At 62.0% G+C, this 13,085-nt stretch carries 12 protein-coding genes; 1 reads left to right on the top strand and 11 read right to left on the bottom strand.

The window, feature by feature from the left end:
* The first annotated feature begins 541 nt into the window (after positions 1-541).
* Entirely contained in the window at positions 542-3,727 is a 3,186-nt protein-coding gene (gene rne / locus LOY36_RS07370; protein ID WP_026345953.1) for a ribonuclease E, read from the top strand.
* Between the two features lie 152 nt (positions 3,728-3,879).
* Here rne and LOY36_RS07365 read toward each other — a convergent pair whose 3' ends face one another.
* The 11 genes from LOY36_RS07365 to LOY36_RS07315 all read right to left on the bottom strand — a co-directional run bounded on the left by LOY36_RS07365 (position 3,880) and on the right by LOY36_RS07315 (position 13,016).
* Positions 3,880-4,473 carry an NTP transferase domain-containing protein gene (locus tag LOY36_RS07365; RefSeq protein ID WP_258672800.1) on the bottom strand — a complete coding sequence of 198 codons (594 nt, stop codon included), beginning with the start codon at positions 4,471-4,473 and terminating at the stop codon, positions 3,880-3,882.
* Complete coding sequence (locus LOY36_RS07360) at positions 4,470-5,453, bottom strand: XdhC family protein (protein ID WP_258672799.1); 984 nt, start codon at positions 5,451-5,453, stop codon at positions 4,470-4,472. The genes LOY36_RS07365 and LOY36_RS07360 overlap by 4 nt, the downstream gene beginning before the upstream one ends.
* The gene (locus LOY36_RS07355; RefSeq protein WP_258672797.1) at positions 5,453-7,783 is read right to left on the bottom strand and encodes a xanthine dehydrogenase family protein molybdopterin-binding subunit; all 2,331 of its coding nucleotides are present in this window, start codon (positions 7,781-7,783) and stop codon (positions 5,453-5,455) included. The genes LOY36_RS07360 and LOY36_RS07355 overlap by 1 nt, the downstream gene beginning before the upstream one ends.
* The gene (locus LOY36_RS07350) at positions 7,780-8,250 is read right to left on the bottom strand and encodes a (2Fe-2S)-binding protein (protein ID WP_019650423.1); all 471 of its coding nucleotides are present in this window, start codon (positions 8,248-8,250) and stop codon (positions 7,780-7,782) included. The genes LOY36_RS07355 and LOY36_RS07350 overlap by 4 nt, the downstream gene beginning before the upstream one ends.
* Before the next feature lie 243 nt (positions 8,251-8,493).
* Positions 8,494-9,513, bottom strand: a complete 1,020-nt coding sequence (gene murB, locus LOY36_RS07345; protein WP_258672796.1) for a UDP-N-acetylmuramate dehydrogenase — start codon at positions 9,511-9,513, stop codon at positions 8,494-8,496.
* Positions 9,510-9,974, bottom strand: coding sequence for a low molecular weight protein-tyrosine-phosphatase (locus tag LOY36_RS07340; RefSeq protein WP_019650421.1), 465 nt, complete (start codon positions 9,972-9,974; stop codon positions 9,510-9,512). The genes murB and LOY36_RS07340 overlap by 4 nt, the downstream gene beginning before the upstream one ends.
* Positions 9,974-10,738: a 3-deoxy-manno-octulosonate cytidylyltransferase gene (gene kdsB / locus LOY36_RS07335; protein ID WP_018926233.1), complete on the bottom strand. Its 765-nt coding sequence runs from the start codon at positions 10,736-10,738 to the stop codon at positions 9,974-9,976. Before kdsB ends, LOY36_RS07340 begins: the two co-directional genes overlap by 1 nt.
* Complete coding sequence (locus tag LOY36_RS07330; RefSeq protein ID WP_003179363.1) at positions 10,735-10,920, bottom strand: Trm112 family protein; 186 nt, start codon at positions 10,918-10,920, stop codon at positions 10,735-10,737. Before LOY36_RS07330 ends, kdsB begins: the two co-directional genes overlap by 4 nt.
* Before the next feature lie 25 nt (positions 10,921-10,945).
* Positions 10,946-11,956, bottom strand: a complete 1,011-nt coding sequence (gene lpxK / locus LOY36_RS07325) for a tetraacyldisaccharide 4'-kinase (protein ID WP_019650420.1) — start codon at positions 11,954-11,956, stop codon at positions 10,946-10,948.
* On the bottom strand, positions 11,956-12,384 hold the full coding sequence (locus LOY36_RS07320) for a biopolymer transporter ExbD (protein ID WP_018926235.1): 429 nt from the start codon (positions 12,382-12,384) through the stop codon (positions 11,956-11,958). Before LOY36_RS07320 ends, lpxK begins: the two co-directional genes overlap by 1 nt.
* A complete protein-coding gene (locus tag LOY36_RS07315) occupies positions 12,381-13,016 on the bottom strand; it encodes a MotA/TolQ/ExbB proton channel family protein (RefSeq protein ID WP_007941964.1) in 636 nt (211 codons plus the stop codon). The genes LOY36_RS07320 and LOY36_RS07315 overlap by 4 nt, the downstream gene beginning before the upstream one ends.
* Between the last annotated feature and the right edge of the window lie 69 nt (positions 13,017-13,085).

Raw genomic sequence — 13,085 nt, 5'->3', positions numbered from 1 at the left:
CGCTACGTAACGGCAGAGTTTGCAGTTGTAACAAGCGCAGGTGACATAAGGCCTGAATCATGCCGCAAAGCAGAGTTTTCACTCGCCTTCCGAGCAAATATTCACGGCCAGTTCACAAAGTGCAGTCAGCTGCAAACGACCCCGAGCGAACGCTTCGGAAACAACGCCTAAATTAGCCATGATGCGTGACCTCCCCTTTCGGAGCTCACGGTAAATGCCAACCCGCTGCGGATTCTGCGCGCGGCAGCACCCGAATTATCAGGGATACGTGTAGGGTGGAGATGCACAACCGCTGGACTGTGTAGCAATAGGCTTTATCAAGACGCTTCATCTCGTCCACAGCCGCCGGTTGATTCCTCCTCCTGACTGAGTGCTTAAGTAGCCACAGCAAGCAGGACGCGTACGTCGCGATACCGGCCCAATTGGTCGGACATCGCTGGACACGGGAATGGCCAACCACTCCCGACGCACCTGACACCGACCGTGAGAAGTCGTGTGTGCCGAACGCCGTTTCCGGCAGCCCGGAAACCGACGGTACTACATGAAAAGAATGCTGATTAACGCGACTCAACCTGAAGAGTTGCGTGTTGCACTGGTAGATGGCCAACGCCTCTACGACCTGGACATCGAATCCGGTGCACGCGAGCAGAAGAAGGCCAACATCTATAAAGGCCGGATTACTCGCATCGAACCAAGCCTTGAGGCTGCCTTTGTCGATTTCGGCTCTGAGCGCCACGGCTTCCTGCCCCTCAAAGAAATCTCCCGCGAATACTTCAAGAAAACCCCTGAAGGCCGCGTCAACATCAAGGACGTCCTGAGCGAAGGCCAGGAAGTCATCGTTCAAGTCGAAAAAGAAGAACGTGGCAACAAGGGCGCCGCCCTGACCACCTTCATCAGCCTGGCCGGTCGTTACCTGGTTCTGATGCCGAACAACCCGCGTGCCGGCGGTATCTCCCGTCGCATCGAAGGTGAAGAGCGCAACGAACTGCGTGAAGCCCTCAACGGCCTGGTTGCACCGGCCGACATGGGTCTGATCGTTCGCACTGCAGGCCTTGGCCGCAGCAGCGAAGAAATGCAGTGGGACCTCGACTACCTGCTGCAACTCTGGACCGCCATCAAAGAAGCCTCGCTGGACCGCGCCGCGCCGTTCCTGATCTACCAGGAAAGCAACGTGATCATCCGCGCCATCCGCGATTACCTGCGCCAGGACATCGGCGAAGTGCTGATCGACAGCGTTGAAGCCCAGGACGAAGCCCTGACCTTCATTCGCCAGGTGATGCCGCAGTACGCCAGCAAGATCAAGCTGTACGAAGACAGCGTTCCGCTGTTCAACCGCTTCCAGATCGAAAGCCAGATCGAAACCGCCTTCCAGCGCGTCGTCGAACTGCCTTCCGGCGGCTCCATCGTCATCGATCCGACCGAAGCCCTGGTGTCCATCGACATCAACTCGGCGCGCGCCACCAAAGGCAGCGACATCGAAGAAACCGCTCTGCAGACCAACCTTGAAGCCGCCGAAGAAATCGCCCGTCAGTTGCGCTTGCGCGACATCGGCGGCCTGATCGTCATCGACTTCATCGACATGACCCCTGCCAAGAACCAGCGCGCCGTGGAAGAGAAAGTCCGCGAATGCCTGGAAGCCGACCGCGCCCGCGTGCAAGTCGGTCGCATCTCGCGCTTCGGCCTGCTGGAAATGTCCCGTCAGCGCCTGCGTCCATCACTGGGCGAAAGCAGCGGCATCGTTTGCCCGCGTTGCAACGGCACCGGCATCATCCGTGACGTTGAATCGCTGTCGCTGGCGATCCTGCGCCTGATCGAAGAAGAAGCCCTGAAAGACCGTACCGCCGAAGTTCGCGCCCAAGTGCCGATCCCGGTGGCGGCGTTCCTGCTCAACGAAAAACGCAACTCGATCACCAAGATCGAACTGCGCACCCGTGCCCGCATTGTCATTCTGCCGAACGATCACCTCGAAACGCCGCACTTCGAAGTTCAGCGTCTGCGCGATGACAGCCCGGAAGCCAGCATCAATCAGTCCAGCTATGAAATCGCTGCTGCCGCTGCCGAAGTCGAAGAAGTCCAGCCAGCCGCCGCGACCCGCACCCTGGTTCGCCAGGAAGCCGCGGTCAAGACTGCACCGGCCCGCGCCAACGCTCCGGTTCCGACCGAAGTCGTCGCCGCTCCAGTAGCTGCACCGGTCGCCGCGCCAGAGCCAAGCCTGTTCAAGGGCCTGGTGAAGTCGCTGATCAGCCTGTTCGCGACCAAGGAAGAGCCTGTTGCTCCGGTTGTGGTTGAAAAACCAGCGACCACCGAGCGCCCTGCCCGCAACGAAGAGCGTCGCAACGGTCGTCAGCAGAGCCGCAACCGTAACGGTCGCCGCGATGAAGAGCGCAAGCCTCGTGAGGAACGTGCACCGCGCGAAGAGCGCGCACCACGTGAGCCACGTGAAGCCCGCGAAGAAACGCCAGCAGTCGCCCGCGAAGAACGCGCTCCACGTGCCCCTCGTGAAGAACGTGCACCGCGCGCACCGCGTGAAGATCGCAAGCCACGTGGCGAGCGTGAAGAACGTCCGGTTCGTGAACTGCGCGAGCCTCTGGATGCCGCTCCGGCCGCCGCTGCCACCGCTGAAGAGCGTCCGGTCCGTCAGCCACGCGAAGAACGCGCTCCACGCCCACCGCGTGAAGAACGCCAGCCACGCACCGAGCAAGCTGCTGCCGCCGTAGCCGAAGAAGAGCTGCCAACCAACGAAGAGCAACTGCAGGAAGACGGTCAGGAAGTCGCCGAAGGCGATCGTCCACGCCGCCGCTCCCGCGGCCAGCGTCGTCGCAGCAACCGTCGTGAGCGTCAGCGCGATGCCAACGGCAACGTGATCGAAGGTTCGGAAGAATCCGAATCCGCTGAAAACGCCGAAGCGCCAAGCGCTGCCGATCTGGCCGCCGGCCTGGCTGTTACCGCAGCCGTTGCCAGCACCGTGATCAGCGCACCTGCTGAAGCACAAGCCAACGAGCAAGCCGAACGCGCCACTGCTGCCGTTCTGGAAACCGCTCCGGTTGAAGCGCCAGTGGTTGAAGCGACCACGCCGGTAGAAGTCATCGCCGCTCCGGAAATCGAAGTGGCACCGGTGCGTGAAGCACAGCCGGAAGTCGAAGCTGCCGCTGAACCAGTGGTTGCTGCAGAACCTGTAGTTGAAGCGCCAGTGGCTGAACCGGCACGTGAAGTTCGCGAAGTTCGTGAAGAACAAACCACGTTCAACTGGGTTGCCGAGCCGCCGGTTGCAGTCGAAGCTCCAGCGCCAGTCGCCGAGGCTCCAGTTGCTGAAGCCCCAGCGGCTGAAACCATGGCCTCCGAGCCAGTGGTTGCGGCTGCCGAGCCTGCTCCGCTGCTTGAAGCACCGGTGGTTGCCGAAGCTGCACCCGTGGTCGAAGCCGCTCCTGTCAGCGCTCTGACCCCAAGTGGCCGTGCACCGAACGACCCGCGTGAAGTGCGTCGTCGCAAGCGTGAAGCCGAGCGTCTGCAGAAGGAAGCCGAACTGGCTGCCGCTGCTGCCCCGGCCGCTGCCGAGCCAGCACCGGTTGTTGCTGAAGTCGTCGAGGCTGCCCCTGCCCCGGCCGCTGAAGTGCCTGCCGAGCCGGTTGAATCCGTGATCGACGAAGCACCGCGCTCCGTTCAAGAAGCGGTAGAGCAACACGAGCAAGCCCTGGAAAAAGAGCACGAGCCTAAACCCCTCGCCTGATTCCATCGGCCACTAAAAAGCCCCGCCTGGTGATCCCAGGCGGGGCTTTTTTATGTGCGTGTGTTTTGTGTGGCGAGAAAGATCAAAAGATCGCAGCCTTCGGCAGCTCCTACGCGCCTGTGGGCGCTGCCGAAGGCTGCGATCTTTTGGGATTACACAAACACCAATTTCTCTGGAACATCCACATCCCACAACACTCCGCGATCCTCCACCGCCACCTCGACCACCCTCGCCTGCGCAAACAGTGACTTGGCGCCGTGATCGCCGGTCAGCGCCATCAATCCCGGACCGAAGCTTCGCCCGAACCCCACCGGATGCCCATATTGCCCTTCATGCACCGGCACGCTGATAGCGTCATCCGCAATGGCCGCGACGACCTGTTCAATGCTCGACGGCAGGATAAACGGCATATCCCCCAGCATGATCAGCCAGCCATCGAGTTGCGAACATGACGCCACACCCGCCGCAATGCTGTCGCCCAGGCCGGTCGTCTCGATTCGCACAATCTCGCAACCATAGGCCTGCGCCATGCGAATCACTTGCGGGCGGTCCGCGGTGGTGACCAGCACACGCTTCTCGAGTGTGGCTGGCAGATTCACCAGCACCTGCTCGATCACTGAGTGCACGGTGATGCCATCACGGGCGGTGCAGTCCACCAGCAACTTGTCCTTATCGTCACCCGCTACCTGTCGAAACCGACTGCCCTGCCCGGCGGCTAGAACGATAACGCCAATGGAGTCACTCATACGCCCTCCTGCAACGGCCTCTTCTGCTTGAGCTCGATGCCGTTCTTGATCGCCACAATCTCGGCCAGCAGCGACAAGGCGATTTCCGCCGGAGTATGGCTGCCGATGTGCAAGCCGATCGGGCCGTGCAAGCGCTCGATGGCCTGTTGGGACAAGCCTAGCTGAGCCAGGTTGTCCCGGCGCTTCTGGCTGTTGACTCGCGAACCCAGCGCACCGACATAAAATGCCCTGGAGTCCAGGGCCGTGAGCAGCGCCATGTCATCCAGGCGCGGATCGTGGGTGAGCGCGACGATGGCAGTGCGTTCGTCGGTCTGGATGGTCAGCACTGCTTCGTCGGGCATGCCCGAAACGAAGCGACCGTGTTGTTCTTCCCAGCCGTAGACGAACTCGGTGCGCGGATCGCAAATCAGCACTTCGAAATCCAGCAGCCGCGCCATCTCGGCGACATACCGCGATAGCTGCCCCGCGCCGATCAACAACAATCGCCAACGCGGGCCATAAATGGCGCGCAGTGTGTTGCCATCAAAACTCAGCACATCGTGCTTGTTCGCCGGCTGCAGAACCACTTCACCGGTCGCTATATCCAACGAGCGCGCCACGATTTCATGTGCCTCGCAGCGCGCCAGCAACTGGGCGACCCACGCCGGATCGCCGACGCGCTCCTCGGTCAGGCGCAACGTGCCGCCGCAGGGCAAACCAAACCGCGCGGCCTCCTCACGAGTGACGCCATAAGTAATCAACTGCACCGGAGGCCCATCGGCCGGGATACGGCCATCGTGCAGCCGGGCAATCAGGTCATCCTCGACACAGCCACCGGACACCGAGCCAATCACTACGCCATCGCCACGCAAGGCGAGCATGGCGCCAGGTGCCCGGGGCGCGGTGCCCCAGGTCTGGACCACGCTGTACAACATCACCCGCTGACCGGCGCGGCGCCATTCCAGCACGCTGCGCAGGACGTTCAGATCGACGCTGTCCATCAGGCGTCAGCCTTCTGCCAGCCTTGCAGCTGATAGCGAACCGGCAAGCTGCGGATGCGCTTGCCGGTGGCCGCGAAGATCGCGTTGCACAGCGCTGGCGCAATCGGCGGCACGCCCGGCTCACCGACTCCGCCCAACGGCACATTGCCCGGTGGCGTGACCAGGTGCACGGCGACTTCCTTCGGTGCCAGGGACATGCGCGCCACCTCGTACATGTGGAAGTTATCCTGCTGGACCTTGCCGTCCTTGAAGCTGATTTCCCCCAGCACCGCGTTGCCCAAGCCCATGACGCAGGCGCCTTCGAACTGCGAGCGAATTCGCTCGGGGTTGATCTGTGGGCCGCAATCCACGGCGATGTCGGCTTTGTGCACGATCAGCGTGCCATCGTCTTTGACTTCGACTTCGATCACGGCTGCCACATAAGTGACAAAGCTGTAATGCACCGCCAGGCCCAAGCCACGCCCCTTGGGTAGCTTACGCCCCCATCCGGCGGCTTTGGCGGCGGTTTCCAGCACGGTGCGCATCCGCGCAGTATCGATCGGATAACGCTCAGGGGATTCGCCGTAGTTCCACTCTTCACTCAAGGTACGCGGATCGATCTGACGGTCCGGGCCAAGCAGCTTGATCTGGTATTTGAGCGGGTCCTGGCCGGCCTTATGCGCCAGTTCATCGACAAAGCTCTGAATCGCAAAGCCGTGGGGAATGTTCGATACAGAGCGATACCAGCCGACCCGCGTGTGGACCGCCGCTTCAGGGTTTTCCAGGCGCACGTTGGGGATCGCGTAAGCCATGTTGGTAAAGCCCATGCCCAGCTCGAAAGCCGCTTCATGGTTCATGCCCGGCGCGAACAGCGCGGTGATGCTCGGCGCCACCGTACGGTGCAACCAGCCCGACGGCAGGCCGTCTTTGTTCAGACTGGCCTTCAGGTACTCGGCGGACACGGTGTGGAAATATGAGTTGTGGATGTCGTCTTCACGGGTCCATTGCACCCGCACGGCCTTGCCCGGGAACTCCTTGGCCAGCAGCGCCGCTTCAACGACGAAGTCCGGCTTGGACTTGCGGCCGAAACCGCCGCCGAGCAAGGTGACGTTGAACGTGACGTTATCGAATGGAATGCCCAGGCGCTCGCCGATCCGTTCGCGGGTGACTTGCGGCGCCTGGCTTGGCGCCCAGGCTTCACACACACCGTCCTTGAAACGGGCGATGGCGACCATTGGCTCCATCGGCGATTGCGCCAGGTGCGGCAGATAGTAGGACGCTTCGAGGGTGCTGTCGGCAGCGCTCATGGCCTGGTCGATGTTGCCGGTATTGCGCACCACTTTGCCGGGTTTGAGCGACGCGGCTTCGAGTTCCTTGCGGTAGGCGATCGAGTCGTAACTGGCGTTGGGGCCGTCATCCCACTCGATCTTCAGCGCTTCGCGCCCCTTGATCGCCGCCCAGGTGTTGCTGGCCACCACGGCCACACCGCCAAGCGGCTGGAACTCGGAGGGCAATGGACGGTTTTCGATTTGCAAAACCTTGATCACCCCCGGGACTTTCATCGCGGCGCTGGCATCGAAGGATTTGACCTTGCCGCCGTAGACCGCCGGACGGGCGATGGTGGCGAAAAGCATGCCGTCGAAATGCACATCGGCGCCATAGACCGCACGACCGTTGACGATGTCCGCACCGTCGATGGCCTTGGTGCCCTCCTTGCCAATGTAGCGAAACTCCGACGGCTGTTTGAGCCGCAGGCTGTCTCGTGCCGGCACCGCCAGCGCACTGGCAGCCGCGGCCAACGCGCCGTAGCCCAGTTCACGACCGCTCGGCTTATGGATGACTTTGTGCAGTTGCGCATGGCACTCGCCGACCGGCACTTTCCACTGTTCGGCAGCAGCTTGCTCAAGCATGGTCCGCGCGGCAGCACCGCAACGGCGCATCGGTTCGTACCAGTGACGCATGCTGCGCGAACCGTCGGTGTCCTGATTGCCGAAACGTACTTCGTCGCCCGGCGCCTGTTGCACTTTGACCTGTGCCCAGTCGGCGTCCAGTTCATCGGCCACCACCATGGACAGACTGGTGCGCACGCCCTGGCCCATTTCCGAGCGGTTGCAGATCACGGTCACGCTGCCATCGGCGGCAATGCTGATGTAAACCTTCGGGTCATCGATCCAGCCGTTGGGCATGCCATCGGCGCCGAATTGTTTTTCTTTTTCCGCCGCCAATGCGTCTTGCCAGCCCCAACTGGCGGCCAGCACCAACGCACTGGTGGCGCCCACGCCCTTGAGGAAACCGCGGCGACTGAGGTTGCTCAGATTGCTCAGCGCAAAATCATTCGGTAGCTGGCTCATGCCTTGGCCTCCTTCAGATGAGTGGATGCCTGGCGGATGGCGGTCTTGATCCGGTTGTAGGTGCCGCACCGGCAAATGTTGCCGACCATCGCCTCCTCAATCTGCTCGTCACTGGGATTCGGGTTGGTTTTCAGCAGCGCGGTGGCCGACATGATCTGCCCGCCCTGACAGTAACCGCACTGAGCCACGGCGCTGTCGAGCCAGGCTTGCTGGACGACTTTGCCCACCGGGTCGGCGTGCAGGTTGTCGATGGTGCTGACGTTCTGGCCGATAACCGAGCCGATCGGCGTGATGCAACTGCGCGCTGGCGCGCCGTCGATATGAATGGTGCAGGCGCCACACAGGCCCATGCCGCAGCCGAATTTGGTGCCGTTGTAGCCAGCCACGTCACGGATCGCCCAGAGCAGCGGCATATCCTCGGTGACATCGAGTTGATGATCTTGACCATTGAGTTTCAGGGTAATCATGGGCACGCCCGCATAGTTATAGAGGTTATGGGGTCGAGCAATCTGCCGCTTGGGGTTCGCGGTTCACTACACGCAGATCGACTCAGGCTAATTGGCTCTCATATGTAGACGCGACGTCTGCACCGGGCCTTTGATGGAGCAAATGCTTGCATCGTTAGCTGGCTAAGTTAACTGAGCATTAACAAAAAAGCCCTGCACATTTGAAAATGTGCAGGGCTTTTTAATCAGCCTGAAAGCGTAGCCTCAATACTGGTTGGGTTCCATTTCCAGGTCGACCTTGAAACGCTCTGCAATGTCTTTCTGAATGCGCTGCGCCAGATTCAGCAATTGCAGGCCCGTTGCGCTGCCGTAGTTGACCAGCACCAGCGCCTGTAATTTATGCACACCGGCATCGCCGTCGCGAAAGCCTTTCCAGCCGGCGCGCTCGATCAGCCAGCCCGCCGCCAGCTTCATTTGCCCGTCGGGCTGCGCATACGCCACCAGATCCGGGTATTCACCCTTGAGTTGTGCCACGAGTGCGGCTGGCACCAACGGATTCTTGAAGAAGCTGCCGGCATTGCCGAGCACCGCCGGGTCCGGGAGTTTTTCGCTGCGGATGCTGCAAATGGCCTGGCTGACATCGGTCGGCGTCGGGTGATCAATACCCTGCTCGGTCAGGCGCTGACGCACCGGGCCGTATTCCAGGTGCAGGTGCGCGGTGCGCGTGAGGGTGAAACGCACCCGCAGGATCAACCATCGCCCCGGTTCCTGTTTGAACAGGCTGTCGCGGTAAGCGAAGTTGCACTCGGCCAGTGTGAAGTCCCGCAGCTCGCCGGTCTGGCGATCGAGGGCCGTCAGGCCGGCGAATACGTCTTTTATCTCGACGCCGTAAGCGCCGATGTTCTGCATGGGTGCCGCGCCGACAGTGCCGGGGATCAGGCTGAGGTTTTCCAGCCCCGACCATCCTTGCGCCAGGGTGTGTTGCACAAATGGATGCCACGGCTCGCCGGCCTCGGCTTCGATCACCACCTGGTTGCCGTCATCGCTCAGCAGGCGAATCCCTCGTGTGGCCATGCGCAGCACCAGTGCCGGCACATCGGCGGTCAGCAGCAAATTGCTGCCGCCACCAATCACCAGCACCGGCACTTCGTGTGCCGCCGCATAGGCCAGGGCTTCTCGCACGTCGGCATCGCTATGGGCTTCGGCAAACAGCCGCGCCTGAACGTCCACGCCAAAGCTGTTGAACGGTTTGAGCGAAACCCGGGGTTGAACCTGCAAACTCATAACCGTCCCTTCAATTCGATCACCAGCAGATCGCTGGCGCGCTCGATCAGGTCCAGAACCTGTTCGAAGCCTTGGTCGCCGTCGTAATAAGGATCCGGCACTTCATCGATTTCCGACTGGTAGCGACGCAGGAACAGATCCAGCTCGGCCTTGCCCTTGGCCGGTTGCATGGCCTTGAGGTGGCGCAGGTTGCTGTTGTCCATCGCCAGAATCAGGTCGTAAGTGGCGAAATCGGCGCGGGTCACTTGCTGGGCGCGCTGGGCGGACAGGTCGTAGCCGCGCAGTTTCGCCGCGGCCTGGCTGCGCTTGTCCGGGGCCTTGCCGACGTGCCAGTCGCCGGTGCCGGCGGAAGCCACTTCGACTTGATCGGCCAGCCCCGCCTCACGCAACTTGTGCCGCAATACGCCCTCAGCCGTGGGGGAACGGCAGATGTTGCCCAGGCAGACGAACAGGACCCGCATCAGGCCTCCAGCAGGCGACGAACGCGCTCGAGATCTTCAACGGTGTCGACGCCAGTGGGCGGTGCGATCAGCGCGTCGGCGACATGAATCCGCACGCCGTGCCACAGGGCACGCAGCTGTTCCAGAGACTCGGTGTTTTCCAGCCAGCACGGGCCCCAGGTGACGAAGTCCTGAAGGAAACCGGCACGGTAAGCATAAATGCCGATGTGACGGCGATATGGCACACCTTCCGGCAATTGCTCGCGGCTCTTGGCAAACGCGTCCCGAGCCCACGGCAAGGTGGCACGACTGAAGGTCAGCGCCAGGCCATTGAGGTCGCTGACCACTTTGACCACATTGGGGTTGAACAGGGTTTCGACGTCTTCGATCGGCTCGGCCAGGGTGGCCATGCGTGCTTCGGTGTGAGCGGCCAGGTTGGCGGCGACCTGATCGATCACGCTTGGCGGAATCAGCGGCTCGTCGCCCTGAACATTGACCACGATCGCGTCCGGGGCCAGGCCCAGTTTCGCTGCCACTTCGGCCAGACGGTCAGTGCCGGAATTGTGGTCTTCGCGGGTCAGCACCACTTCGGCGCCAAAGCCCTTGCAGGCCTCGACGATGCGCGCATCGTCAGTGGCAACCACCACGCGCTGGGCGCTGCTTTTGCTCGCCTGTTCCCAGACGTGCTGGATCATCGGCTTGCCGGCGATCAGCAGCAGCGGCTTGCCCGGCAAGCGGGTGGAGGCGTAACGCGATGGAATGACAACGGTAAAGGCTGTGGTCATTTATCCAGACGCTCATCGGTGGTCAGGGTGCGCGCTTCGCTTTCGAGCATCACCGGGATTCCGTCGCGAATCGGGTACGCGAGGCCGGCGCCCTTGCTGATCAGCTCGGTTTTGTCGGCGCTGAGCTTGAGCGGGCCTTTGCAGACCGGGCAAGCGAGGATATCGAGCAATTTGGTGTCCATGTACATTCCCTGGATAGAAACGGAGTTAAGGCAAAAGACGAGCCGGCAACAGGCGCATCAGCTGCGTATCGAACCAGGCCACGAAGGCCGGCGATGGCGCAGCATCGACCGCCAGGTACCACCAATCGGTGGCGGCGAAGGCACGGCACTTCACCGCGTCCTTTTCTGTCATCACCACTGGCAATGACGGTGTGAAATTCAAGGCCTGCACGCTGTACTCGGCGTGGTCGGCAAATGCATGGGGCACTGGCCGCCAGTGTAGCGTTTCGAGGGTTGTGAAGAAACGCCGGGGATTGCCGATCCCGGCCACGGCGTGCAGGGCCTGACCCGCGGGAAAGTGGTCCAGAGGACGCCGTTCACCGCTGCGCAGGTTGACCAGTTCGGTGGGTTGCAACTGGAAGGCAAAACCGTCTTCGCGATCATTGGCAGCGCCGTTGTACAGCACCGCATCGACGCTTTGCAGGCGCTCGACCGGTTCGCGCAACGGCCCGGCGGGCAGGCAACGCTTGTTGCCCAGCCCCCGGGCGGCGTCGATCAGCACCAGTTCCAGGTCACGAGCCAGCCGGTAATGCTGCATGCCATCGTCGGAAAGGATCAGGTCCAGCGGCTCACTCGCCAGCAAGGCTTTGACCGCACGACTGCGGTCCGGGTCGATCATCAGCGGCACGCCGGTGCGCTGGACGATCAACAGCGGTTCATCGCCCGCCACGTCCGCGCCTTGATCCGCCGCGACCCGCCACGGCAATTGCGGCGGTTTGGCGCCGTAACCACGGCTGACCACGCCGACCCGCAAACCGCTGCGCTGGCAGTGCTGGATCATCCACAGAATCAGCGGCGTCTTGCCCGTGCCGCCCACCGTGATGTTGCCGACCACGATCAGCGGCACCGGCGATTGGTAGATCTCGCCCTCGCCCGCCAAAAAGCGCTCGCGCTTGCCGGTGACCACGCGTCGATACAGCCACTCAAGCGGCTGCAACAGCTTCAACGCCGGATGACCTTCGTACCACGCGGCGAGCAATCGATCGGACATGGCCATCAGGACGCCGGCGCCGCCTCGACAGTGGTCATGCGCAAGTGGCTGAAACCGAGCTTGCCGGCAGCGTCCATCGCGGTGATGACGGACTGATGGGGGGTTTTGCCATCGGCGCTGATGGACAGCGGCAGATTGGTGTCGCCATTGGATTCTTTCTGCAGCGCTTCCATCAGGCTGGTGAGGTCGTTCTTCGGCAACAGCTGGTTGTTGACCGAATACGCCCCGTCGGCGCTGATGGCGATGTCCAGTTGCTTGAGCTGCTGGTCTTCGGCCGGGGAGCCGCTGACCGCTTCCGGCAGGTCGACGCGCAACTGGGTTTCACGGGTGAAGGTGGTAGTCACGACGAAAAACAGCAACAGGATAAACACCACGTCGATCAGCGACGCGAGGTTGATGTCTACCGTTTCCCGTGGTTTACGACGGAATTTCACGCTTTACCCTCGGCCAGGTCCACGTCGCGATCGCCCTGAATAACCTCGACCAGTTTGATCGCCTCTTGCTCCATGCCCACCACCAGCTCATCGATCCGGCGTTGCAGGAAGCGGTGGAAGAACACGGCCGGGATACCGACCATCAGGCCGGCGGCGGTGGTGATCAGTGCCTTGGAAATACCCCCGGCCAGCACCGCGGCGTTGGTGCCCATGCCCGTGCCCATGAACGCACTGAAAATATCGATCATGCCCAGCACCGTACCCAGCAGCCCCAGCAACGGAGCCATGGCGGCGATGGTGCCCAGGGCGTTGATGTAACGTTCGAGCTCATGAATCACCCGCGCGGCGGCCTCTTCGATGCACTCTTTCATGATCTCGCGACCATGCTTGGAGTTCGCCAGACCGGCGGCGAGGATCTCGCCCAGCGGAGAGTTGGCGCGCAGTTCCTTGAGTTTTTCTTTATTGAGTTGCTTGTCCTTGATCCAGACCCAGACCTGCCCGAGCAAGTGCTCCGGGGTCACGCGGCTGGCGCGCAGGGTCCAGAGACGCTCGGCGACGATCGCCATGGCCGCGATGGAACTCAGAATGATCGGCAGCATCATCCAGCCGCCGGATTTGACCAATTCCCACACAGTGACAGTCCCCTCGAAAAAGTGCGCCACTCTAACATAGGGGGTGGGCGCACCGAAGACCGCGATGTC

The sequence above is a fragment of the Pseudomonas sp. B21-019 genome (assembly GCF_024749225.1).
Lineage (GTDB): Bacteria > Pseudomonadota > Gammaproteobacteria > Pseudomonadales > Pseudomonadaceae > Aquipseudomonas.
The sequence above is the reverse complement of the archived record's forward strand: the minus strand, read 5'-3'. Positions and strand labels throughout refer to the sequence as shown.